Source organism: Chryseobacterium joostei (assembly GCF_003815775.1).
Lineage (GTDB): Bacteria > Bacteroidota > Bacteroidia > Flavobacteriales > Weeksellaceae > Chryseobacterium > Chryseobacterium joostei.
In genome coordinates this window covers 1,604,988-1,630,828 of record NZ_CP033926.1, presented here as the reverse complement: position 1 = coordinate 1,630,828, position 25,841 = coordinate 1,604,988, and the positions used below count along the sequence as shown (strand labels likewise).

At 35.1% G+C, this 25,841-nt stretch carries 21 protein-coding genes and 1 pseudogene; 16 read left to right on the top strand and 6 right to left on the bottom strand.

Annotated elements, in window-relative coordinates; genetic code table 11:
* The first annotated feature begins 3 nt into the window (after positions 1-3).
* On the top strand, positions 4-717 hold the full coding sequence (locus tag EG359_RS07450; RefSeq protein WP_076352243.1) for a DUF1266 domain-containing protein: 714 nt from the start codon (positions 4-6) through the stop codon (positions 715-717).
* 29 nt (positions 718-746) lie between these two features.
* The gene (locus tag EG359_RS07445; RefSeq protein ID WP_228434931.1) at positions 747-2,111 is read left to right on the top strand and encodes a serine hydrolase domain-containing protein; all 1,365 of its coding nucleotides are present in this window, start codon (positions 747-749) and stop codon (positions 2,109-2,111) included.
* Positions 2,112-2,450: 339 nt separating this feature from the next.
* Here EG359_RS07445 and EG359_RS22985 read toward each other — a convergent pair whose 3' ends face one another.
* Positions 2,451-2,591: a bacteriocin-like protein gene (locus EG359_RS22985; protein ID WP_449384911.1), complete on the bottom strand. Its 141-nt coding sequence runs from the start codon at positions 2,589-2,591 to the stop codon at positions 2,451-2,453.
* A gap of 411 nt (positions 2,592-3,002) precedes the next feature.
* On the opposite strand from EG359_RS22985, the gene EG359_RS07440 reads away from it, so the two are divergent.
* The gene (locus EG359_RS07440) at positions 3,003-3,449 is read left to right on the top strand and encodes a GNAT family N-acetyltransferase (RefSeq protein WP_076352242.1); all 447 of its coding nucleotides are present in this window, start codon (positions 3,003-3,005) and stop codon (positions 3,447-3,449) included.
* Positions 3,450-3,899: 450 nt separating this feature from the next.
* Here the strand turns inward: EG359_RS07440 and EG359_RS07435 are convergent, their stop codons facing one another.
* The 3 genes and pseudogenes from EG359_RS07435 to EG359_RS07430 all read right to left on the bottom strand — a co-directional run.
* Positions 3,900-4,223 (bottom strand): nuclear transport factor 2 family protein, encoded by a 324-nt coding sequence (locus EG359_RS07435; protein WP_076352241.1) that lies wholly within the window; start codon positions 4,221-4,223, stop codon positions 3,900-3,902.
* Between the two features lie 258 nt (positions 4,224-4,481).
* Entirely contained in the window at positions 4,482-4,628 is a 147-nt protein-coding gene (locus tag EG359_RS22725; RefSeq protein ID WP_228434929.1) for an SDR family oxidoreductase, read from the bottom strand.
* An 80-nt stretch (positions 4,629-4,708) separates the two neighbouring features.
* Positions 4,709-5,008: pseudogene (locus tag EG359_RS07430) on the bottom strand (SDR family NAD(P)-dependent oxidoreductase); the annotation flags it as partial.
* A gap of 127 nt (positions 5,009-5,135) precedes the next feature.
* Between EG359_RS07430 and EG359_RS07425 the strand changes: the two are divergent.
* From EG359_RS07425 to EG359_RS22405, 3 genes are all read left to right on the top strand, one after another.
* Entirely contained in the window at positions 5,136-5,528 is a 393-nt protein-coding gene (locus EG359_RS07425; RefSeq protein WP_076352240.1) for a winged helix-turn-helix transcriptional regulator, read from the top strand.
* Positions 5,529-6,141: 613 nt separating this feature from the next.
* On the top strand, positions 6,142-7,650 hold the full coding sequence (locus EG359_RS07420; protein WP_076352239.1) for a helix-turn-helix domain-containing protein: 1,509 nt from the start codon (positions 6,142-6,144) through the stop codon (positions 7,648-7,650).
* 435 nt (positions 7,651-8,085) lie between these two features.
* Positions 8,086-8,319, top strand: a complete 234-nt coding sequence (locus EG359_RS22405; RefSeq protein ID WP_076352238.1) for a hypothetical protein — start codon at positions 8,086-8,088, stop codon at positions 8,317-8,319.
* Positions 8,320-8,384: 65 nt separating this feature from the next.
* On the opposite strand, the gene mnmE is transcribed toward EG359_RS22405, so the two are convergent.
* The gene (gene mnmE, locus EG359_RS07415) at positions 8,385-9,770 is read right to left on the bottom strand and encodes a tRNA uridine-5-carboxymethylaminomethyl(34) synthesis GTPase MnmE (protein WP_076352237.1); all 1,386 of its coding nucleotides are present in this window, start codon (positions 9,768-9,770) and stop codon (positions 8,385-8,387) included.
* Positions 9,771-10,288: 518 nt separating this feature from the next.
* Between mnmE and EG359_RS07410 the strand changes: the two genes are divergently transcribed.
* Together EG359_RS07410 and EG359_RS07405 are read left to right on the top strand one after the other, a co-directional pair.
* Positions 10,289-11,338: a hypothetical protein gene (locus tag EG359_RS07410; RefSeq protein WP_123867301.1), complete on the top strand. Its 1,050-nt coding sequence runs from the start codon at positions 10,289-10,291 to the stop codon at positions 11,336-11,338.
* 19 nt (positions 11,339-11,357) lie between these two features.
* Positions 11,358-11,873, top strand: coding sequence for a hypothetical protein (locus EG359_RS07405; RefSeq protein WP_076352235.1), 516 nt, complete (start codon positions 11,358-11,360; stop codon positions 11,871-11,873).
* A 683-nt stretch (positions 11,874-12,556) separates the two neighbouring features.
* Here EG359_RS07405 and EG359_RS07400 read toward each other — a convergent pair.
* The gene (locus tag EG359_RS07400) at positions 12,557-13,027 is read right to left on the bottom strand and encodes an Lrp/AsnC family transcriptional regulator (protein ID WP_076352234.1); all 471 of its coding nucleotides are present in this window, start codon (positions 13,025-13,027) and stop codon (positions 12,557-12,559) included.
* Positions 13,028-13,169: 142 nt separating this feature from the next.
* On the opposite strand from EG359_RS07400, the gene EG359_RS07395 reads away from it, so the two are divergent.
* The 8 genes from EG359_RS07395 (at position 13,170) to EG359_RS07360 (ending at position 25,574) form a co-directional block, all read left to right on the top strand.
* Complete coding sequence (locus tag EG359_RS07395) at positions 13,170-14,558, top strand: MFS transporter (protein WP_076352233.1); 1,389 nt, start codon at positions 13,170-13,172, stop codon at positions 14,556-14,558.
* Positions 14,559-14,731: 173 nt separating this feature from the next.
* The gene (locus EG359_RS07390) at positions 14,732-15,478 is read left to right on the top strand and encodes a metallophosphoesterase (protein WP_076352232.1); all 747 of its coding nucleotides are present in this window, start codon (positions 14,732-14,734) and stop codon (positions 15,476-15,478) included.
* 120 nt (positions 15,479-15,598) lie between these two features.
* Positions 15,599-16,513 (top strand): helix-turn-helix domain-containing protein, encoded by a 915-nt coding sequence (locus tag EG359_RS07385; RefSeq protein ID WP_076352231.1) that lies wholly within the window; start codon positions 15,599-15,601, stop codon positions 16,511-16,513.
* A gap of 217 nt (positions 16,514-16,730) precedes the next feature.
* Positions 16,731-17,876, top strand: coding sequence for an efflux RND transporter periplasmic adaptor subunit (locus EG359_RS07380; RefSeq protein WP_076352230.1), 1,146 nt, complete (start codon positions 16,731-16,733; stop codon positions 17,874-17,876).
* A 9-nt stretch (positions 17,877-17,885) separates the two neighbouring features.
* Positions 17,886-21,026, top strand: a complete 3,141-nt coding sequence (locus EG359_RS07375) for an efflux RND transporter permease subunit (RefSeq protein WP_076352229.1) — start codon at positions 17,886-17,888, stop codon at positions 21,024-21,026.
* A 17-nt stretch (positions 21,027-21,043) separates the two neighbouring features.
* Positions 21,044-22,456 (top strand): efflux transporter outer membrane subunit, encoded by a 1,413-nt coding sequence (locus EG359_RS07370; RefSeq protein ID WP_228434927.1) that lies wholly within the window; start codon positions 21,044-21,046, stop codon positions 22,454-22,456.
* A gap of 59 nt (positions 22,457-22,515) precedes the next feature.
* A complete protein-coding gene (locus EG359_RS07365) occupies positions 22,516-23,070 on the top strand; it encodes a DUF2652 domain-containing protein (protein ID WP_076352227.1) in 555 nt (184 codons plus the stop codon).
* A gap of 326 nt (positions 23,071-23,396) precedes the next feature.
* The gene (locus EG359_RS07360; RefSeq protein WP_076352226.1) at positions 23,397-25,574 is read left to right on the top strand and encodes an outer membrane beta-barrel protein; all 2,178 of its coding nucleotides are present in this window, start codon (positions 23,397-23,399) and stop codon (positions 25,572-25,574) included.
* Positions 25,575-25,841 lie beyond the last annotated feature (267 nt).

The window sequence follows — 25,841 nt, the reverse complement described above, 5'->3', positions numbered from 1 at the left end:
AGCATGGGATTTTTTTCAAAATTGTTAAATTCATTTAAAAGCATACGATTAAATGATAAGAACATTGTAAATGGCTATTTGCTGGATCATTTGCTCATAGGTTCAATGTATGCCGAACAACAGTCGGCATACCTGAATTCTTATGAAACAGGTTTAGGCAAATCCGATGTTACAAAGTTAGTTGACACCTATTGGGGAATATCAGACCAAAATCAAGCCATAGAAACTCTCCAAAGTTTGCATACCAGAAATCAAGACGAAAATCTTGATACTGTATATCGAGCATTTGAAAATTCAGAAAATTATTTTGATATTTTAAGGTCAAATATATCAAACGAAGAAAAAGTTTTTGACTATTATTTAGGCCTATTCAGAAAGCTGAAAAATGTTGTTCCTGAATTAATTGACCAAAATATTATTACAGACTTTGCTCAGTTAAAAAAAGCAAAAGATAGCGGCTGGAATTATGGGAGAGGTGTATTTCTGGCACGCTGTTGCTACGAATTAAATTATCTTTCTGAAAAGGAGCTGACAGAGTATTTAGCAAAATCCCACAAAGAATTAAAAAAATATTGTACCACCTGGAAAGAATATACAACGAGTTATATTTTTGGACGGGCAACGTGGGGTGGAGGTAGTAATAATGGAATGGTACAGATTGCAAATGACCTATTGAATAAAAAACAGAGCCCACTCAAAAATAAGATATACATTTGATTAGAAAAAAATGTTCAAAACTAACAAGCATGATAAACTCAAAAATATTATTTTTTTTAGGAATTAGCTTACTCCCTCTCAATGGTTTTTCACAAACCAAACCAATCGAGGAGAAAGGTAGTTTAACCAAGAGTATAATGAGTCTCTCTAAAAAAGTGTCAAGTTATATGCAAGCCCAGGCAGATATCAATGGGTTTAGCGGGACTGTATTGATTGTAAAAAAGGATTCTTTACTTCTACGAGAAGCCTACGGATATGCGAACTATGAATGGGGAATAAAAACAACCGTCAATACAAAATTCAGCTTGGCTTCAGTAAGCAAACAGTTTACAGCAGCAGCCATTCTGCAATTGGCGGAGCGAAAACTTTTATCATTTGACGATACGCTAAACAAATATTTTCATGGTTTTCCAAAAGGTGATCAAATTACAATTCATATGATGCTTTCCCACATGTCGGGGCTTCCAATGGATTTTGATGAGCTTTACCTTAATCAAGTTTCTTTAAATCAGGATCTAGTATTGAATTATATTGCTCAGAAAGAACTTTTATTTCCACCCGGAAAGCAGACTTCATATAGTAATATTGGTTATTATCTGTTGGCACGTATTATAGAGAAAGTAAGTGGAAAAAGCTATTCGATGTATTTAAAAGATAATATTTTTGATCCTTTGAAAATGAAAGAAACCGGCGTTATGACTAATGATGAAGTGATACCCAATATGGCTGACCGATATATCAAAAAAGGAAAAAGTTATATTAAAAATCCATATATCAATTGGATGTTCAATATTGGACATGATGGAATCTATTCAACAGCGGATGATCTGTTAAAGTGGGATAGGGCCTTATATGGAACAACGATTTTAAGTGAAAAAATGAAGCAATTGATGTTTACTTCATACAATGAGCAAAACTTTGGATATGGATTTATGATTAATCCATTTTATAATCAGGGACACAAATTGATTGCTCATGATGGAGGTTTTTTCGGAGCAATGACTTCTCTCAACCGTTATACGGATGATGATTTGCTTGTTGTTGTTCTTTCTAATAATCAGTCTCCATCTTACTTACTTGCATATGGATTGGCTGCAATATGCTTTGGTAAAGATGTTGAACTTCCATATCTTCATCAGAAATCTGATAAAAACAATAGATCTCTTTATAAGCTCTTTACAGGAAACTATGAAGACATTAAAATCATTGAAAAAAATGGGAAACTCTATTATAAGGACCTTGATATTGAGCTGATTCCGGAATCGGACAATAAATTCTTCAGATCAGATGATGATAACCGAACCGTTGAATTTATTAAAGATACCCATGGAAAATACTCTAGCATAAAATTGACTAAGGTTGGGGTAGTGGAGATACGGAAAAAGCTATTTTAAATAACTATTAGTTACAGTGCAGGATAGAAATATCCTGCTTTCTGCAACCATCTCTCTTATAATTTGTTTTTTTTTAATTGGTAAAATTGCTGATTTCATTCAATCTCCTGAAATACTTTCCGCAGTGTTCTTAAGTTAACATTCAGGATTTTAGCGTAGTATTTCAAACTGTGTTTGCAGGTAAGATTACTATTAACTAATGATTTAAACCTATAAACCAATATTCTGTTATTATGTAGCTTCCTGTGGTTTGTAAATTTCTTCGGCAATCAGTAAAATATTAAATAGGTAATTATTTAAAATTGAAGATTGTATTTCCGAGTAGGGACTTTCTAATTTTTATGGTTCAAGTCCAGGGCCACCACATGACTTATACGGAACGCATGTTAATTTGTCATTTACGAAACATAATCGGGTACAATCTGCACCTCCGACAATTGTTTTTAATTCTGCTTTTTGAAGCTTTTTTAAATTTTTCATAATAATGATATTTTATGTTGGAGAACAAATCTCAAAAATATATATTACATAATTGTTAAAATTAACAAACTTTAACTAGCAAAGATTATTTTTTTTCATTATTGTCCGATAAAACCGAGCCATAATAACACATTGAAAGTAGAAAAGGATAATGGTATTATAAGCTTTCCCGAAAATGAACGACATCTAGATTCCTAAAGTTATTTCTATATTATTTGTGATGATTATCCAAAACTTACAGATAAGCTGAACAGTGATGATTTTGTGAATATTGATTAAGGAAATTCCTACTTATTGGCTACCGAGTAGTAATATTTCTTCTACAATAAGAAAGCTATTTCTTTAATTTTTCGTCACCATATCGAAATATCTATTTATTGTGTACATTGCAAAAAAATAACCTATAATACAATGAATTTAAGAGAAGCCAGAGTAGAAGATATTCCACAGATACAAGTTGTAAGAAATGCCGTTAAGGAAAACCCACTTTCAGATCCCAATCTGGTTACTGACCAGGATTGCGATGATTTTATGACAAAAAGAGGCAAAGGCTGGGTGTATGAAGTTGAAGGCCAAATAGTCGGATTTTCAATTGTTGATTTGGTTGACAATAATATATGGGCTTTGTTTGTGCACCCTGACCATGACAAGAAAGGAATAGGGAAGCAGCTTCACGATATTATGCTCAACTGGTACTTTACACAAAAAGAAGACACTGTATGGTTGGGGACTGCACCTGGTACAAGGGCAGAGTTATTCTATAGAAAAGCAGGATGGACGGAGATAGGTACGCATGGCAAAGGTGAGATCAAGTTTGAGATGCCCTACGAAAAATGGCAGGCTCTTGTTTCAGTTTAAATACAGTTTGTAACCGATATAGAGTTGTCTCATTAAAAAGCAAGCAGTTATTTAGTTTTATGATTATGTTAACAGCCTGCATGAAAAAAAATGCTTTATTTAGCAACTTGAAATAATTTTTTTCATCATTTGTGTTTTTATCTCCGGTTTATCCGGAGATTTTGTTTTTTCATAAATAGAGAACATATAGAAGTGATATATTATTCCAGTTCCTGTTTACAGTCAAATATTATTGTCTGAGCAATCAAATAAGTAGATGATAATATTCAAGGTAGCTAGGAATGTGGATGTAACTCTTTCACTTTCTTATTTAATTAACCATTCTGCAAGATTCCTTTTTCTTTCATGCATGAGGATGAGGTTTTCGTCGAGAAAGGAGGGTGTAAATAATTAAAAATGAAATAGATACAGTAGAATAGTATGATCTATATGCTTATGGATAAGAAGTTTTTAGTCGGTAACTTTTAAAGATTGGATAAGTCCATCGGCGATTTCAAAATTAAAATTCAGAACAATCGGGCTACCGGGAAATGTTCCTGAAATTTCCGTGGATAGAACACTTGTACTATCTTTCTCGGTTAATGCAAGAGGTTTCATTACAGTCCCATATTTTTCGTTTCCTTCGGCGATCCATTGTCGGATTTCCGTTCTCCCTTTGTGTATTTTGCCTTCATCGAACACTATGGCATTTTCTGAAAAGCATTCCGCATAAGCAACATTATCATGTTTGTCTTGTGCTTTAATTAAATCTGTAATTACTTTTGGTAAATTCATTTTTTTTATTTTTTATATTAGTAAGTTCTATTGAGAAATACCTTTTACAAGGATTCCATTATGGATAGCGCCCTTTTGCCATCAGTACACTATCTATCTGTTCTCTTTCAATAATTTCAAGCTTTCCATATGAACTAGAATCTCTATCGTGTGTCTTTACAGTGTTTCATTTATAAGTGACCAGTATGTTTCCGGGGTGGGCTGATCAAGCCTCTTAGTTTCTGGTAAAGATTATATTTGCGGAAATACTATAAACGTTTAAATTGTTGGTATTGTACCTCCGTCTATTATGTATTCTGTTCCGGTTAGATAATCAGCTCTTGGAGATACAAGAAAACCAACCAATTCAGCAACTTCTTCTGGAAATGCCGGTCTTCCATAAGGTATTCCACCCAGTGCATCCATGACACTTTGCGTTGCCTGTCCAAACGCACCGGTGCAAGCAGGTTTGTCTGTATTCCCAATTCCCAGTCTTCATCTGTGAGAACAGAAAAACCGCCTCCCTTTGTTTCTGAACTTCCCAGGTTGTTGACAAGGATATCCAATTTTTTATAAGTTGACAGTACTTCGTCAACTACTTTATTGGTTCCTGCAACTTTGCTCAGATCTGCCTGAATGAAATGGAGTTTTTCGTTTTCTTCTTCGGGCTCGTTTCGTGCGGTGATTATAACTGTTGCACCAGCATTTAACAATCGGTCCGCAATAGCTTTTCCCACTCCTTTTGTGCCTCCCGTAACTAACGCTATCTTGCCTGATAACTCCTTATTGAAATTATATCGTTCCATATGTAGAATTGTTTATAGGGCAAAATTGGTCTATAAAAACAGTTTACACAAGTACGGCATTACTAATCATATAGGGATAAATTATTCCCCTATTGCCTAAATAAGAACATACATTTATTTTTGCAGTATGTATGAAAGAAAAATTATACCTAACCTGAACTGCGGACTGGATCTGATAGGTGAGGTGTTGTATGGTAAATGGAAGATCCGTTTGCTTTGGTTTATTAATGAGGGGTATAAGAGACCAAGTGAATTGCAGCGTAAAATACCGGATGCTTCACGCAGGGTTTTGAATGTCCAGTTGAAGGAATTAGAAGAACATGAACTTGTTTCAAAGATTATTTATCCAGTTGTTCCACCAAAGGTAGAATATTCCCTTACAGAATTTGGTGAGAGTTTGATTCCTGTTATTGGAGCATTAGGTCAGTGGGGAGATCAGAATCAGGAACGGTTGAAAAATTTAATTATTAAAAGATTCCAAGGATCAGCCGGTACAAAAGATGATTTTCCCGTCCTTTAAATATATAAATATTTCTCGTGTATGTAAAGAAAGAAGAACCTCAAGGTCAGGATATCTAACTTTTTGACCAACCAAAAGATGGGACGAGTAATCTTTTGAGCGAGATACCATCAGAATATTTGTTAAGATCTTTCGATTCCTATTTTAACAGTAGCAATAACTTATCATATTGATTCTAAAAGGGAGGACGTTGGGAGAATATACTTTGCTACCATTACCAGCATCAAACTTTCCATTTTTTAAGTTTTCATCCAATAATTTAATAGAGGTTAACAGAAAGATTGCCTGTTATTAATCAAATTGATATACGTGCTCAAAAACGTTATAATATGAAAATATTCTATAGGGATAACCAAATTTACAAAAGAAGAAGCTTGCCGATTGTAGTTTTGTGCAGATGAATTGAATAATGCTCAATTTTAGAAAGCTTAAGAATTCTACGAAGATTACTTGCTCGGAGTAATACTATTTATTTAGAACATGCTAAAAATAGTTCTATTAATAAGTGTTTTAAAAAAAATAAAAATTATAAAATTCAATTAAAGATAAAAAATATTTAAAAAAATAAAAAATAATTTAAAAACTCTTTTTATATTATGTGAATATTTTTACTATGGAAAGGGTGAAATTACTTTATCTATTTATTTGCATCCCATTTGTTTTACTTTCACAGACAAAACAAGTTGATATTGAGCATGTAAATGATTTGTTCAGGAAATCCGATGCCTATATGTTTAAAGATGATTTGAAATCTTTAGAATATGCAAAAGAGGCAAGTTTATTGGCGGAAAAACTAAATGATCCAAAACTTACTGCAAAATCATATTTAATTTTGGCGAGGGGACTCAACTATATGAGAATTTATGACAAAAGCCTGCTATACTTAGATAAAGGACTTAAATTTTCTATAGTTAAGGATGATGTGATTTTATATCAACATTTCAAAGAGTTTAAGGCTGATAACTTTGGTAAGCTTGGATTATTTGATCAGGAACTGAATGAGTATTTTGATATTTTAAAGACTATTCCAAAACAAGATACTAGAGACTTTAAGCAATTAGATTCAAGAATTAATGCTCGGATTGCTTATAATTATTATAATCAAAAAAAGTATAAGGTAGCATTAATTTATATTAATAAGGCTCTTAAAGTACAAGAAGATCTTTCAAAAGTGGAAAAGACATCTGAACTTTATAATATCTATCAGGTTAAAGGGGAGATATGCCTGCAAAGTAAAAAGAAAGACTCAGCTTATTATTATTTTCAAAAAGCTTACAAAATTATACGAAAAGGAATTGAATACGAATATATGAGCCTCAAAAGTTTTGGAGATTACTATAAAACAATTGGGGATACTAATAAAGCCATCGATTATTATATAAAGGCTTTAGAAGATATTAAAGCTTTTGAGGTTAGGGATTTTGATTACACTTCAGAAATAAGCAAAAATCTTTCAGAACTGTATGCTATTAAAGGAAATGAGAAAGGACAAAAGCTTTATATGGAAGAATATAAGAAAGCGATAGAGGAGGGGCAAAATTTAAAAAGGAAAGATTTACAAGCAGCAGTCAATTTAATTCTATCTAACCAGAAAGAAGAATTAGCAAAAGAGAATAAAAAAAATTACTATTGGATTTTATTGATGGCAGGCATTATTATTTTATTTATTGCAGTCTTAATGTTGGAAAGAAGAATAAAGAGTAGAAAATTACAGCATGTAGAAAAAAAAGCTTTGCAAAAAGAACAGATGTTTATTCGAGAAAAAGAAGAACTTACTGTACGGTATGAAGAAGATACAAAGAAAATGGAGAAAATGGTTAATGAATCCTTTGAGGAGGTATTTACTTTAGCAAAAAATAATAGTCCGGGTTTTTTTATCCGTTTTCAAGAAGTTTATCCTGAAGTAGTAAGCGAGTTACTTGCTAAAGATTGTAAACTAAGGGTTTCTGAATTAAGATTGTGTGCTTACTTTTTTTTAGGATTTACAACAAAAGATATTGCCTTATATACTTTCAGATCAATAAATACTGTAAGAAATAGGCGACAGAATTTACGGATTAAGTTGAACATTCCTGCTGAAGAAGACCTGGATCTTTGGTTTAAAAATTTATCTAAAAAATAATAGTATTACAACCAGTTATATTCAACTTAGGTTGGCTGTCTTATTTTGTTTTTAATTGTTGGTCTTCAAAGAGTTGAAGTAATCTGGTGTATCGGAGATATATCTGTTGTGCTTCAGCATATAGGTTCTTTATATCAATAAGTTATTTAAAAATGTGAATAATTCGATTTCCAATTTTTTTTGAACATTACAAAAATTACTTTATTCAAGTGCTGGCTGCTCTTATTATAAATAAATATAGTCAGTATCATTAATATTCTATTTTAGAAATTGATTATTAGAAACATTTCTAAAATTCGATAAACTTTTCCATTAATTTTCAATAGTACACATTAAATAACCAGAAATATTTGGTTTGAAATTTTATTATATTACAATATTAAACTTTTTGTCGAAGTTAATCACTTTAATAAGACGTATGCTGTAAATCTATTAGTGTGGTCCCAAAATATTAATTTACAACATAACGACTTCTTTATTTCACCAAAAGATCAAAAACAACGTACATTTAACTCTAAAGATGGTTTCCTATATACTACTATTGAACAAATGGAAGACATCAAAAAGAATTATTATGAATCTAAGCCTGACTATGACTGGATCGGATATGATAATTTTATGAATAGATTCAAGACATTTGTTCCCGAAAATGATGATAAAATACAATAAATTATGTTATTTTAAATTTTGAAAACAAAAACTTGCAACTATTTTTTATAAGTTGTTTACGTGTTCTATTTACCGATACAGAATTTAGAAAAAATATTCCCCAATACTTCATCATTTGTAACTTCACCGGAAATCTCGCCAAGGTGTTCTAATGCATTTCTCAGTTCGTAAGCCAGAAGCTCTGTGGAAATTTGGAAAGAAATAGCTTCCTTTACCTTGTTTACGGCGTCCAGTGACTTCTGTAAAGCTTCAAAATGACGTTGGTTGGTAATCACGACATTGTTTTCCTCGGATTTTAAATGCTCAACATATGATGAAAGTTCATTTTTCAAATCCTGGATGTTTTGGTTCTCAACCGCTGAAATCTTAATGAAATCAAACTCTTGAGAAATGGTATTTCTGAAGATATCTTCTACCGCTTCGTATTTGGTAGGAGTGACTTCATCAATTTTTGTTGCACAGATAATCAACTTCAGATCTTCTCTCAAAAGAGACTGAATCATTTCAATGTCTTCTGAAAAGTCTTCAGTTGCGGCGTCTGCCAGATAAACAAGAATATTGGCGTTTTCCACCTTTTCTTTAGCTTTTTTTACTCCGATAGCTTCTATTTCATCCACTGTTTCGCGAAGTCCTGCGGTGTCAATCAGGCGGAAAGCGTGGCCTTTGATATGAAGAATCTCCTCAATCGTATCTCTCGTTGTTCCTGCAATATTGCTTACAATCGCTCTTTCTTCTTTCAGGAGAGAATTCAGAAGAGTAGATTTTCCGGCATTAGGCTTTCCAATGATGGCTACAGCAGTTCCGTTTTTAATAGCATTTCCGTACTGGAAGCTTTCGATAAGGGAATTTAATTTTAGTTCTATTTTGTCTAGTAATCCACTCAAAGCAGTTCTGTCTGCAAACTCTACATCTTCTTCCGCAAAGTCTAATTCTAATTCAATTAAAGAAACAAAATTGAGCAGATCGGTTCTTAATAGCGATATTTCATTGGTAATTCCACCTTTTAGCTGATTGATTGCTACCTTTCTGGATGCTTCATTCTCAGAGGCAATAACATCGGCAATAGCTTCTGCCTGGGAAAGGTCAATTCTGCCATTAATAAAGGCGCGAAGAGTGAATTCTCCTGCCTTAGCCATTCTTGCTCCGTTTTTAATAAGTGTTTCAAGAATACGTTTTCCAATGTGTGGTGAACCATGAAAAGCAATCTCCACAGAATTTTCTGTAGTGAAGCTTTTTGGAGCCAAAAAAATAGAAAGCATGATTTCGTCAATAGCTTCCTCTCCATCCATAAAATATCCATAGTGAATGGTATGGGATTTCTGTTTTTCCAGTTTTTTTCCGGGAAAACTCTTTTGAACTATGGGTAATGCATTGTCTCCTGATACCCTGATAATGCCTAAAGCACCTATTCCATTAGCCGTAGCCAGCGCACAAATGGTCTCGTTATTCATGCTGCAAATTTACGCTTTTTAATGTTAATTTTTAGTGCAAGCAGTGATGTAGATTATCTATTGTTTTGATTTTTAAAATTGTAAAAAGTATATATAGTTTAAAATTATCGGTGTTGTATGGGTAATGTGTTGAATGTTATTCTTGATAAGTGTGAATAAAATACTTGTAATTTTGTTTTTTAATAAAATTCATAAATATTAAATTATTTTTTTATTGTAAATAAATTAATAATAATCATGATAATGTTAAAATTTTAAATAATATGAGAATATATATTAAATAATTGTTGATTTTGTATGAGTATGGTGGTGTTTTTTGATTTTTAATATTTGTTTGAAATTTGATATTATAAAAAAATATTATTTAATAAATATTAATTTATATGCAATGTTGTATTGATATTTAGCGGTTAGATGAAGTTTGGTATGTTAATTGTTTACTAGGCTTGCGGTGATGTGGAAATGTTATATAATTAACATTAAATTATTAATAATCTGTTAATTTAACTTAAATACATATGAAAAAATTAAATTTATTCGTCATTAACAAGAAAATCATTTTCTTGTTAATGACGGTTTTTTACGGCGTGGTAAATGCCCAATGCATACCTTATACCGGACAGATTATGACAAGCGGAAACACATACTGTATTAATGGAAACTATACAATTGCAAGCGGAGTTAACATTCCTAATGGAGCTACTCTTATTGTTCAGTCCGGTCAGTTTCAGGTCTCAGGTGTTCAGGTTATGGGAATCCTGGAAATTAATGACGGAGCAAGTGTTAGGTCTAATGGTTCCATTACAATTGGGACATTTGGTACTCAGGTAAGTTCAAAGGTCAAGTTGGGGACAAAATCATTTCTTTCACTTACAGGATCCGTTATTCAGGGAGATCCGAGTTTTGGAGGACTTTATCCCGGTACCTCTATGATTGAAATGGGAAGCTGGAGTGCTGTGGAGATATGTGGAACCTTTACTCAGCAGTCAAAGACGTATCCATCTGTCAAATATGTAGGTGCTCCTAATGCTAAGGCTTATTGTATTGCAAAGGCAGAGGTAAGTGGAGGAGGAGATACTGCGGTAATCAGTGATGATAATCAGATCGTAACAATTGCTATGTCATCTGTTGTTGGGCTTGGCGCCGGAGGGTCAAGTTTCTGTGGTCCTAATGCTACATCAGCCACCTGTCCTTCTTTGTGGCCAAGTGGTTTGTCAAATGATAAAGACGAGTGTGGCAACGCTCCCGCAATTATTAACGAACTAGACTCATTCTGTACAAAATTAGGTGCTGCCGGAACGCCTGATGGTTTTACCAAATTCGGAATTACAGTACAGCAGAAAGCAAATGCGTGGCCTGAAAATGTTCCTAATGGTTTTCTTGCCATGGAAGCAAAAAATAAAGGTTTTGTAATTACAAGAGTACAGCATGTGAGCCAGACACCACAAATTGGGGATGCTATTGCTGATCCGAAAGAAGGAATGTTGTTGTATGATATTCAGGATAAATGTGTGAAGCTTTATAACGGTAGCCAATGGAAGTGTGTAGAAAGAAGCTGTAATGATTAATCTAAACCAGTAAGATAATATGAAAAATATAAAAAATATAAGCATAGCTGCTGCTCTTGTTGTTTTTAATGTATCAATTGCTCAGGTAGCAATAGGAAAACAAGTAGTAGACGGAGCCAGTACAGTTCTGGATTTTAATAATGCATCCGGAAACACAAAGGGATTAATTCTTCCTGCTACTTCTGGATTGCCTACCGGAACCCTTGTTAATGGGACGTTTGTGTTTGATGTGACAGACAATAAGATTAAGGTATACGAAAATGATGTTTGGAAGCCTTTGTCTGACGCTGGAAACTCATCAGCTGTTGTTGCTAATAATTCTGTAGAAGAGGGAAAAGGTGTTATTATTGGAGCTTCATCCAGCACTGCAGATGGGGTTTTGGTATTGGAATCTACTGATAAAGCAATGGTTCTTCCTCAAATTGCAACTCCTCATGTTAATGTAAAGAGTCCATACCCGGGGATGATGTGCTATGACACGACCAGTAAAACATTGGCCATATTTGATGGAGTAGTTTGGAATTACTGGAAATAGTCCAATATAAAATATTCCGGGAATCCTGGTTTATATAAATGTATAATGGGTATTAAAGCAGTAGTATAGATTTATACCACTGCTTTTTTATGAATGAAAGTGATGTGGATTTGAGGTGTTAAATATTCATTTTGGTAAAAAAATAAGAGATTGCAACTTTGAAAGCACGATCTCTTATAATTAAACAAATAATGTAGATGTAATGTCCTTGGCTTAAGTGGCCTGCAGATATTGGTTCATCATAAAGTCTTGTGTTGATATAGGCCTCTTTTTTTCAGTTTGTGTTGTTGGTAATATTTGTTTAATGTTTAAAAAAATCTCCAATCTCCTGATTTCATTATTCATGTTTTATAAGGTTTAAATTCAAATGGTGTAAAGGAGGATGTTCTTAGAAATAATTCCTAAATTTTAAAATATGAGTTTGACTCTATAATATTATTTTGGTTTTGTATTTCTAGTGCTGCAAACCTATTTAATAATGATGAATATTTCCAAAAAATAACCTACTACACGGCTACAACACGCCTGTAGTTTTTATTTTAATTATTTGATTATTAGCTTCTTGTTTTTATTTGATGTAATGCAGTGGTGAGTTGTGAAAAAGGTGAAATAATAGATGTTGCCTCTGCTTTAATACAGTTGTAATATTGAAGCTGAAAACTGAAAACTGCTGATATTAAGGCTTATACAATCTGGGCGCTTTCCTTGATGCTGCTCATTACAAAAATACTTTTTGTCTGGCCAATGCCTTCTATTTCCGATAGTTTATTGATGAAGAACTCATGGAATTCATCCATGTTGGGAGCCAGGATTTTTAGCATAAAATCAAAATCTCCGCTGATGTTATAGAACTCAACAACTTCTTTCAGTTTGCCTACTTCTTCGATAAACTTTCCAGCAGTTTTTTTATTGTGAACGTTCAATGCGATCATGCAGATAACCATCATTCCCTTGTTTACCTTTTTGCGGTCTACTACAGCGGTGTATTCCTTAATGATTCCCTGTTTTTCCATACGCTTAATACGCTCGTGGGTAGGAGTCGGGCTGAGGTTGATTCTTGCTGAAATGTCACGAACGCTCATCTTGGCATCTTTCTGAAGAATTCGAAGAATAGAGAGATCTTTCTCGTCCGGAATATAATTTTCTGTTGCCATTTGTTCTGTTTTGTATGTTTTATTTTATTATTTCAGATATTTTGTTCTATTGTATTCTTGTTATTTTTAACATTGTTCCAAATTTAACATAAAATTTTTACATATGTTCTGTTAATTTTAATTTTGCAGGAAATTTGAATATATGGATACAAGGAAGAATATAATATTAATTTTAGCATCAGTAGGAACTTTTGTGGAAGCTTTGGATATTGCCATTATTAATTTAACAATTCCTTCTATTCAGGAACAGTTCAATATTGATGCAGGTACGGTACAATGGTTACAGACCCTGTATGTACTCTTTTTTGGAGGCTTTCTAATTATTGGTGGAAAGCTTTCCGATCAAATAGGAAGAAAGAAAATGTTTTTATTGGGTGCATTCATCTTTATGCTGACCTCGTTAGGGGCGGGGTTGTCCTCAAGCTTTGAAATGCTGGCCTTATTTAGAGCCTTGCAAGGATTAGGCGCAGCATTGGTAATGCCATCGGCATTGTCTATTGTTACCAATACATTCAGGGAAGAGCAGGAAAGAAACCGTGCGATAGGAGTTTTCAGTTCCTTTGCGGCCATTGGGTCGGGAAGTGGTCTTTCTGTAGGTGGAATTATCAGTACTTATCTAAGCTGGCACTGGGTTTTTCTTATTAATGTACCAATTCTTTTAATTACATTGATCTTATCCTACTATTACTTGCCAACGGATGAGAAAAATGAGACCGCTAAGAAAACAGATATTATCTCTGGGATATTAATGGTGGTTGGATTATTGAGCCTTACCTATGGAACCCATGAATTGGTTCATATCAAAGAACAACCTTTCCTTGTAATCGGTTCATTGGTGGCTGCGGTATTGCTTTTAGTAATGGTGTTTTATAGATTAAAATCCGTTGCAGAACCATTATTTGACCTGAAATTATTTAAGCACGGTTCATTGGTGGTTTCTAACGCAGTATTTTTTACGCTGGGAGCGTTTTTCATTGGGTTTCTATTCCTGATTTCATTAATGCTTCAGAAAGATATGGGATATAGTGCTGCTTCCGCGGGATTGATGCTTGTCCCATTTAGTATTATATCTGCCCTAACGGCTAAGTTTATTTTGCCTCATGTCTCAAAACGACTGAACTCAACCCAAATGGGAATTTTTGGATGGTCTTTTATGTTGATGGGTGGATTACTTTTACTAATATCGGTCTATACAGGACATCCATTGACTGTAGTTTTACTGGGATCTGCATGTATATCAGGAGTTGGAATGACATTCTGCTTTACAGCCCTTTCAGTAATGGGAATTCAGGATGTTGAACCTTCCAGCTACGGATTGGCATCAAGTTTGAGTTCTACAAGTTACTTCCTGGGTGCAGGGATCGGTTTGTCTTTCATGACGTTAATGAGCCAGATCTTTCTTTCGGAATTTTCAGTTGGAAGTCTAAACCTTATTATTTTGATAGGTTACGCTCTTGTAGCGCTCGGAATGTTATTCTATTTTATAGTAAAAAGCTTAAAAGTGAAGCAGACAGAAATTGCCGTTTCATAATAGGCGGCCTTAAAATTACACAAACTATATGATAAGGAATCGGTGCTTAGGTGTCGGTTCCTTTTTTTTGATAGAATAAATTATGAAATTATGAAACTGCAAAGAAATAAGATATTCATTTACCACTTAGCTTTTTCTTCCTAGTCTTTTTGCCTTTTTACTATTTTTACATCATGAAAATACAAATCATTAGCGATCTTCATCAGGAATTTGGGCAGACAGAATTATGTTTTGATCATGCAGATGTAGTTGTTTTGGCTGGTGATATTAATTTGGGAACCAAGGGAATTGAGTGGATTAAAGATAAAATAGCCAATAAGACTGTAATCTATGTTCTTGGAAATCACGAATATTATAAAGGCTCATATCCTAAAACGCTGAACAAAATTAAAGATGCTTCTCAGAATTCAAATATTTTTGTACTCGAAAATTCTTCTGTAGACATTGATGGTATTCGTTTTCATGGTGCTACCTTATGGACTGATTTTTCCATCTTTGGGAATCCTGTAAAATATGGAATGCTTTGTCAGCCCAAAATGAATGACTATAAAAAGATCAGAAGAGATCCATCTTATTCAAAAATGAGAACTATGGATACTTTTAAGATCCATCAGTTTTTAAAAGTATGGTTAGAAGAAAGTCTTAAAAATTCAAAGGAATTTAAAAATATAGTAGTTACTCATCATGCACCAAGTATTCAATCGGTGCCGGAACATTACAAGAATGATCCGTTAACCTCTGCTTATGCTTCCAATCTTGAAGAGATGATTACTGAACATCAACCTTTATACTGGATTCATGGACACATTCATACACCATGCAGATACAGTATTGAAAAAACAGACGTTATCTGCAATCCTCATGGCTATATTGATGAAAAATACAATGGCTATGATAAAGAGTTACTGATTAATGTGTAAATAAGTGAAGATATAAAATTATGAAGCTACAAGGAAAATATCTACCTTCAGTTTTTCACACTTAGTTTTCTTCGCTTTTATCCCTTTTTTACTACCTTCGCATACCTTAACCCATTTTCAATGGCGAAAAAATCCCCAAAAGAACCCGGTTTTGTTTCACAGTTGGCTTTTGATGAAGTATTGGAACAGGTAGAATTTGATCTTAGGATCAAAGAATTTGTCGTGATGGAAATTGATAAAGCCAATTACATCATTAAGCCCAATATGCCTTACCGATCAGATTATTTCTGTATTTTTCTTGTACAGCAAGGGAGTGTGGGTTTTAGGCTTGATGATAAAAGCTATGAAGTTTCTAAAGGAGATCTTGTTTTTTGTCCGATGGCTGAAACTTTTTGGGTTGATAATATTGCTGATGATTATGATGCAAAATATATCTTCTTTTCGGTAGATTTTATTTCCCAGGCTGGTTTTAATTATAAATCCAATAATGTCCTGAAAAGTCTCTCATCTGATCCTACTCATATTATCAGGAACGAGCCTGAATTGTATAGAAAGCTGGATTTTCACCTTGATGAATTGAGGGTACTGAATAATAAGGAAAAGGATAACTATTACTTTAATGAGATGATCTGGCATCACTTTTCTCTGGTTATTTATGAAATAGATAATTACTTTAAAAAGATTGAAAAGCCGCATGTGGTTACCCATAGAGAGGATGAACTTACTACCAGTTTCTTTAAGCTGGTTCAGGAGCATTTCAAGGAAGAGCACAATGTACAGTTCTATGCTGACAGGTTATTTATTAGCCGAAAATATCTTACCAAGGTCATTAATAAAACAATGCTGAAAAGTCCGCGGGATATTATTCATCAGGTGTTGGCTGTAGAAGCAAGGTTGTTGCTTAAAAATCCCAATCTCAACGTCAATGAAGTTGCTGCACAACTTAAGTTCTCAGATCAGGCGTCTTTCAGTAAGTTTTTTAAAAAACATACCGGGAGATCACCTTTAGAATACAGGAAAGATGATTTGTATTGATTGTGAGGTTTTTATATTTTTAAGATGTCTTTTTGCTAAATTCATGCTATAATTTTGATTTAAAATATTGAATATTGTCATTTATATTGTCTATGAATGATATTTCTCATGTTTTTGGAAATAAGGAGTCTTTTTGACAAAACAAGGAGTTTTTTGAATAATTCTATTGAATTTTTTTCGTTCGAATTTTGTGCGGAAATTTAAAAGGACTATTGTTATGCAAAGATTTTTTATTCAGAAATCAACCATACTTTTCCTCTCGCTCATTGTCTTGGCGGGATGTAGGAAAAATAACCAAAACCAATCTTATCAACAGCAGGCACCAGAGCTTCCTGTAGACATAGTAAAACAGGGAGATGCTTCTGTTTCCAGAGAATATGCTGCATCTATTGAAGGGATTTCCAATGTGGAAATAAGACCTCAGATAACCGGATATCTAAGCAAGATTTTTGTAGATGAAGGTGATTATGTAAGAGCAGGCCAACCCCTGTTCAAAATTGAGGACCAGATATTCGGGGAACAGTTGAAGAGCGCTCAGGCAGCCTTAATTACAGCACAGGCAAATCTTTCAACTTCTAAGATTGACTTGGATAGGAAAAAGGAGCTTTTTAGGAATAAAATGGTTTCCGATATTCAGGTAAAAGAGGCTGAGGCAGCATATAATGCAGCAAGAGGAGCCGTAAGCCAGTCATCATCTGCTATTGAATCCGCAAAAATTAATCTTAATTTTTCTACGATTAAAGCTCCGGTAAGCGGGTTTATCGGAAGATTCAACTATCGTTTGGGAAGCTTGATGACTCCCGGTAATCAGGAGCCGATTACTTTATTGTCAGATATTCATCAGGTGTATACCTACTTCAGCTTAAGTGAAAATGACTTTAATAATTTTCAGAAGCAATATGTAGGTAGCAATATTGATGAGGTAATTAAAAATACACCTGCAGTATCTCTGTTGCTTTCCAGTGGTGAAAAATATGCTGAAACAGGAAGGATTGATGCGGTGGAAGGACAATTCAACAAAACGACAGGTTCCATTACCCTAAGGGCAAAATTCAATAATCCAAACAATCTTTTGAGAAGCGGAAATACAGGAAAGATCTTACTGGATCAGTTCTACAGCAATGTTGTATTACTTCCGATTGCTTCTACCAGAACCATTCAGGATAAAGTTTTTGTGTTCACCATCAAAGATGGAAAAGCAGCAATGCTACCCGTGGAAATTAACGGAAAAGCAGGAGATAACTTCATCGTATCCAAAGGGCTTAAAGCTGGTGATCAATACATTGTTTCCGGCTTCGACAGATTACAGCCTGGAACTCCTGTAGTGGCACAAAAGAAGAATGCTCAACAGAAAAAATCGTAAGAAGAAATCATGTTAAAGAAAATTATAAAAAGACCCGTACTGGCAACGGTTATTTCCGTGTTGCTGGTTATTCTCGGGATTGTCGGCATGGTCAGTCTGCCGATTACAAAATTTCCGGACATTGCGCCGCCTACCGTTATGGTAACAGCTGCGTATCCGGGTGCTAATGCTGAAACAATTGCAAGATCTGTGGCACCACCATTGGAAAACGCAATTAATGGAGTGGAAAATATGGATTACATCACTTCTACAGCAAGTAACGATGGTACATTAAGCATCACCGTGATCTTTAAGCTGGGAACTGATCCCGATCAGGCAGCCATTAACGTTCAGAACAGGGTAGCGCAGGTGACCAATCAGCTTCCTGCTGAGGTTATTCAGGCAGGAATTACCACCGTGAAGAGGCAGAATAGTATGATTGCGATGGTTTCCCTGACCAGTAAAGACGGTTCAATGAATGATCTTTTCCTTGAAAACTATGCAAAGATCAATATTGTACCAGAGCTGAAAAGGGTGAAGGGAGTAGGAGATGCCATGGTTTACGGAAACAAGGACTATTCAATGCGTATCTGGCTGGATCCGAATAAACTGACTTCATATAACCTTACGCCATCCGATGTTTCCCGTGCGATTCAGACTCAAAACCTTGAAGCGGCACCCGGAAGATTAGGAGAAAGAAGTAAGGAGGTAATGGAGTATGTTCTTCGATACAAAGGAAAGTTTACCGAACCTGAACAGTATGAAAATATTACCATTAAAGCACTGAACGATGGTTCTGTTTTAAAATTAAAAGATATTGCAAAGGTAGAATTTGGAGCTTACAGTTATACGGTTTCTTCCAATTTCAATAAAAAAGCTTCAGTAACGATGGCAATATTTCAGATGGCAGGATCAAATGCCAATGAAGTACAGATTGCTCTTCAGGAAAGAATGAAGGAGCTTGAAAAATCGTTTCCGGAAGGAATGAGCTATGAAATTCCGTATGCAACGAAAGAAGCATTGGATCAATCCATAGAACAGGTAATTCATACCCTGATAGAAGCATTTATTCTTGTATTCATCGTGGTATATATCTTCCTTCAGGATTTCCGTTCAACGTTAATTCCGGCCATTGCAGTTCCCGTATCTATTGTAGGAACATTCTTTTTTATGAAGATTTTCGGATTCTCGATCAATATTTTGACATTGTTTGCATTGGTACTGGCCATTGGTATTGTGGTGGATGATGCCATTGTAGTGGTAGAAGCAGTTCATGCTAAGATGGAGCACAAAAAACTGAATGCAAGGGCCGCAACTATGTCAGCGATGAGTGAGATTACAGGAGCTATTGTTTCAATTACCCTGATTATGTCTGCGGTATTCGTTCCCGTAGCCTTTATGAGTGGTTCCACAGGATTGTTCTATCAACAGTTTGCGTTAACATTGGCTATTGCCATTGTGATTTCAGCCATCAATGCATTGACTCTAAGCCCTGCTTTGTGTGCCTTGTTCTTAAAGCAAAACCATGGTAGTACTCATGAAAAGATGAACTTTAAGGACCGTTTCTTTGCCGGATTCAATGCGAGCTTTAATAAGCTGACATTCCGTTACGGGAAAGCAGTACTGTTTCTTTTAAAGAAAAAATGGATTGCATTGGCTATCATTGTAGCTTTCGGAGGATTGTTTGCATGGATGTCTATGACAACCCCCAAAGGATTTATTCCGGATGAAGATCAGAGTTTTATCATTGTTACAGCAAACCTTGCTCCCGGAGCATCAAAGGATAGAACTTCAAAAGTAGTTTCTGATACGGAAGACCTTTTGATGAAAAATCCGGCAGTGGATAAAGTAATTTCGGTAGACGGGTTGAACCTATTCAGTGGTTCCATGTCATCTTCAGCAGCTTCTATTTTCGTTAAACTGAAAAAATCAGGAGCCAGAGGAGCGGTTAACAATATTAATGACATTATCGGGCAAACGCAGGGAATGCTTTCTCAGGATAAAAGAGCCAATTTCCTTGTCATCAATACCCCAACGGTTGATGGTTTCGGAAATACCAGCGGGATGGAGCTTGTACTTCAGGACCGTACCAATGGTGAACTTCAGAACCTTGGGAATATTTCCTACGGAATGATGGGTGCTTTGATGCAGAGACCCGAAGTTGCAGTGGCTTTTACCACTTTCGATGTTACTTATCCGCAATTTGAAGTGCTTGTAGATGAAGTAAAATCTGCCCAGCTTGGAGTAAACGTTTCTGATGTTTTAGGAGTAATGCAAGGGTATTACGGAAGTATTCAGGCTTCGGATTTCAACAGATTCGGAAAATATTACAGAGTATTGGTACAGTCTACTCCGGAAACCAGACAGGATAAAGAATCCTTGAACGGAATTTTCGTGAAAAATAATTTAGGCCAGATGGTGCCTGTCAACACCTTGGTAAGCTTAAAGCAGGTAACAGGTGCTGAAGTGGTAGACCGTTTCAACCTTTTCAACTCATCTAACTTAACGGTAATGGCTGCTCCTGGTTACAGTACAGGTCAGGCCATGGCAGCAGTGGAAGAAGTCAGCAAGCAGGTACTTCCTCCGGGATATACTTATGATTATAAAGGGATGAGCCGTGAAGAAGCAGGTTCCAGCTCACAGTCAGTAATGATTTTCGGGTTGTGTATCGTATTCGTATTCTTCCTATTATCAGCTCAGTATGAAAGTTATATTCTTCCATTCGCTGTATTAATCGCTATTCCGGTAGGTTTATCAGGGGTGTTCGTGGGAATTACTTTCGCAGAGCTATCCAATAATATCTACGTTCAGATTGCTTTAGTCATGTTGATCGGACTTTTGGCGAAGAACGGTATTTTGATTGTAGAATTTGCCATTCAGAGACGTAGAGCAGGAAAAAGCCTTATCGCATCTGCAGTTGAAGGTGCTAAAGCCCGTCTACGTCCTATCCTTATGACTTCCCTTGCGTTTATTACCGGATTATTACCATTGATATTTGTGGTAGGTCCGTCAGCAATGGGTAACCATTCCATTGGATATGCTGCCATTTCAGGGATGCTTTTTGGAACCATCTTAGGAATTTTTGTTGTTCCCGTTCTTTTTGTGGTATTCCAGGCTTTACATGAAAAAATAAATGGAAGCGTGGTAACAGATGCGGATTGGGAATATTAATTCAAATGATTTTAAAAATGAAAATTAAAAATATAGCATATATCGCATTCATTTCAGGGACGGCCATTTCCTGCAAAGTTCAGAAGTATGAACAGCCTGAAGTGAAGATGCCTGAAGCTTTCAGAAGTGACAGTATTGTTGTAGAGCAAAACGAAAACATAGCCAAGATCAGCTACAAGGATTTTTTCAAGGATCCGGTTTTAGTTGGTTTGATTGATAAAGCTATGGTGCAGAATAATGATCTGCAGGTAGCCTTAAAGCAGATAGAATTTGCCTCATTGGCCTACACTCAAAGCAAGTGGGGGAATGTACCCACCATTAGTGCTTCTGCAAACGGAAATATCAACCGTCCTTCGGATAATAGTATGAACGGGATGATGGCAGGACAATTTATGGGTAAAAGGTATATGGAAGATTATACCGCAGCCCTCAATTTTTCATGGGAAGCAGATATCTGGGGCAAAATTAAAGGAAGAAAGGAGCAGGCATTAGCAGAGTATCTTAAAACCCAGGAAGCCGCAAAGGCGGTAAAAACACAAGTAGTGGCGGCTGTAGTTCAGGGATATTATAACCTATTGATGCTGGATACTCAATTAGAAATTACAAAATCCAACCTGGCTTACGCTGATAATACATTGAAATTTTTGGTAAAGCAGCAAGAATTGGGGATGACAACTGCCTTGGCGGTACAACAACAGGAAATTGTAAAAGATCAGATCCTGAAATCTATTCCGGCTATTGAAAGTTCGGTTACAACACAGGAAAACGCGTTGAGTCTACTAACCGGATCTATGCCCGGAAAAATTGAAAGAAGTGCCAGTCTGAATAATGTTCAGTCTTCGGATCATATTTCAGCGGGAGTTCCTTTGGAATTATTAAGCTACAGACCTGATGTGAAAACTGCTGAGCTTGAGGTAAGAAAAAGTGTTGCTGCCATTCATGTTGCAAAAATGAATATGTATCCGTCATTGAATATCACGGCACAAGGAGGAGTAAATGCTTTCCAGATCAGTAAATGGTTCAGTGTTCCGGGATCTCTTTTCGGGATGGTGGCCGGAGCAGTTGCTCAGCCAATTTTAAATGGAAAACAACTGAAAACCCAGTATGAACAGTCTAAGGTAATGGCTGATCAGGCTGAAATAGGCTTTAAACAATCTGTCTTAAAAGCTGTAGGAGAGGTCTCTGATGCATTGGTACAAATCCAAAAGCTGGAAGAGCAACAGAAAATTGCAGAAGGATTGGTTGTAAAGTCTAATGATGCTGTAAAGAAAGCTGATTTGTTATTCAAATATAATTCAGCAACATACGTGGAGGTAATCATTGCTCAAACCAATAAGCTTCAGATTGAACTGGAGCTTGCTTCCCTGAAAGCTCAACGATTGAATGCCATAACAGCGCTTTATCGTTCTGTAGGGGGCGGATGGCAATAAAGTAAAATTAAACCTGCTTCGTCTGTAAGGATGCAGCAGGTTTTTAATCCATAATCATTATGAAGAATACAAATATACAAGAGGGTATCATTCTAATTCCGGACTTTAGCGGATTTACCGAGTTTGTGTTCAATACAAAATTGTATACAGGAGAATATATTGTAAGACAACTACTTTCTACACTGATTGATATGAATGATCAGTATTTTGAGATTTCAGAAATTGAAGGAGATGCTATTTTATTTTATCGATACGATGAAAATCCGTCGTACCAGAGTATTTCAAAGATGCTTTGGAAAATGAGAAATGCATTCAATAAAAAAATAAAGGAACTAAGTAAAAGCTTAAGTACAACCATTGATTTGTCTCTGAAGTTTATTGTTCATTATGGGGCGTTTTCACAATACAATATCGGAAATTTCAGAAAATTATATGGAAAACCAATTGTGGAGGCCCATCAGCTTTTGAAAAACGGTTGGGCAGAACAGCCGTCCTATGCATTATTCAGTAATTCCTTTTTGGAAAGCAGCAAAAATCAGGAACCTGATTTTAATAAGGATAAGCTTCATCTGCCGGAAGTAGGTGTTATCCAATATTTTGAGAGTGTAAACTAGCATATTTTTTAATTTTTAATCCTTGTAAATTTGCTATTGCTAGCGGCCCGGGTGAGATCCGGGCTTTTTTTATGGGTAAAATGAAAAGAAATATGTTAAAGTTTGACTAACGAAAATTATTGTTTTAGTTGATTTTTTTATCTATGTTTTTAATATAAGGGTGTTTGATTGCTTATTTTGTCTTAATGATTATTGTTTTTTTAAATTATTCCTAAATGTAAAATTTGTAAACTGTTAAAACATAGATATTTATTTCCGTTCTTTAATTTTTTCGATGTAACAAATATTAGGATACAGTGGTCTTATAGATAAAACTAAGATTTCCCATGAAAGTAATATTATTTCCAATTGCATTATTAACAGGTTCTTTGTCTTTTGCACAGTCTCAGGCTCCGGCTGTGAAGGATACTACAAAAGGTAATGCAAAAGAGATTGAAGCGGTAACCATTGTGGCGAGAAAACCTACAGTAGAGTCTAAAGTAGACCGAACTGTCTTTAATGTGGCCAACAGTGCCATTGTAGCCGGAAATACAACATGGGATGTTCTGAGAATGACACCTCTGGTAAGCATTGATAACAGTGATGCTGTAAAGGCGGAAGGGCAGTCGGTAACGGTTTATATTAATGACAGAAAATCTGTTTTTACAGGAAAAGAATTAAAGGAATATCTTAAAACCATTCCCGCGGATAATCTATTGAAGATTGAAGTGATTACTAGCCCGTCTTCACGATATGAAGCTACGGGTTCCGTTATTAATATTGTTTTGAAGAAACGTGATGATGAAGGATTAAAAGGAAGTATTTCACTAAGCAACAGACAAAGTACAAAAAATACACAGTATTCTAACTTTAACCTGAATTATCATAAGAAGAAATTTACTCAGACTCTGATTGGAAGTTATGCCCATAATAATTACGTACAAAAAGGCTCCAGTAACCTTGTGTTTTATGCAGACAATACTTTGAACAGAGATTTAAGTTATGAAACCATTTCAAAAAGTGAAACCCCATCACTTTCCTCAACTTCTGAATTTGCATTGAATGATAAAAATAATATAGGGCTTGTTCTGGAATATAATCAGAGCAGAAACTTGTCATGGTCCAATACTGACGGAAGAGAGTATGATTATGATAAAAAAGACTTTGTAAATTATCATCAGGCTCAAACTGCTAATGGTTTTTATCGTAATCTGGGTACCAATGCTTTTTATAAGTATTATGATAAAGAGAAAAATAGAATTCTGGATGTAAATCTAGGGACCAATTATTCAGGAAATGATAATAATGATCTCATCAATAAAACAATAGTGAACGATCCTAAGGTTAAAGAAATAGGATCCATAAACAATGCCCAGATGCGTAATTATTACCTGAAAGTGGATTATACCCAACCTTTAGGGAAATCCTGGGGAACTATTGAGGTAGGAGCAAAAACAGAATTCAACAACCATGTTATTCCTAATAACCTTTATGGATACAGTCTTGGGACTTCTGGGTATGAAGGGCTTTCTACAGGGGATAAGTTCCATTATGAAGATAATATTACTTCTGTATATGCTAATTATAGTAGAACATTTTTCAAGAAGTTGGAAACCAGAATTGGACTTCGATATGAATATATTGATTTTAAGACAAGACAAGATGTAGCAGGAGCTGAAAGAAAAGACCGCTATGGTACTTTTCTTCCTAATTTATTGCTGAAATACAGCTTCTCAGATAAATATGATTTGAGTCTTACTTACGACCGCAAAATCTGGAGACCCTGGTATTCGGAATTCAATCCTTTTTTAACGCCATCCATTGACGGGACGTATTCCAGAGGAAATATGGACTTGAACCCTAACCCTAATGACAGGCTTTACCTGAAGTTTGGAATCCTGAAAAAGTATTTTATTTCTGCAAGATATATGTATACCAATCAGGATTACTGGACCACTTATACCAGTGAAGGCGGAAGAAATGTGTCTTATCCCGGAAACTTCAACGGAAGAGTTGAGAAATATTACATTTTTGCCAATACCAATCAGAATTTTCTTAAAAATAAGCTGAATTTAAATGTCGGATTTGGATGGTATTATATTGATAATCATGATTTCAATTTGAAGAATGATATTGATGGAAAAGCTTATATCAATTATTGGGGCGGTTCTGCCAACCTTTCTTATACCAACCTTTTCAATAAGAACATCAACCTGAGCGCTTGGATGGAAATTTCCAATCAGAACAATGGAAATACCCAGGCTAATAACACCAACGTATTCCATAATATCTCCATCACCAAAATATTTCCAAAAACACAAATGGAAGCCAGTATACAGTTGATGAATATTTTTAAACGACCTTATTCTGATGATATCACTTACAATCAGGGAGGAACAGTAAGAAGATATGAATTGTGGGATTGGTACGGAGTGAATGTTACCTTTGTAAAGCGTTTCGGAAACCAGAAAGTAAAAGAAAACACCAAAACAGATGTAGAGAAAAATGCTGGGGGAGCGAAATAGAATAAATGCTAGATCAATTAAATATAAAAAGCAGGTTTCAGTTTGAGACCTGCTTTTTACTTATTTCAATGCTCCAATTTTTATAATGATAAAATATGCACTCAAAAAAAATCTGCGTCATCAGCTTGATCTGCGAGATATTTTATAAAATTTGAACCATTAAGAGTTTTGAATAGTTAAGGAAATGGTTTAATAATTTAAGCTTACGCCAATTATGTAGATTCATGTGAAAAATCCGTGCTATCTGTATGGTCAGCGAGAGAAACA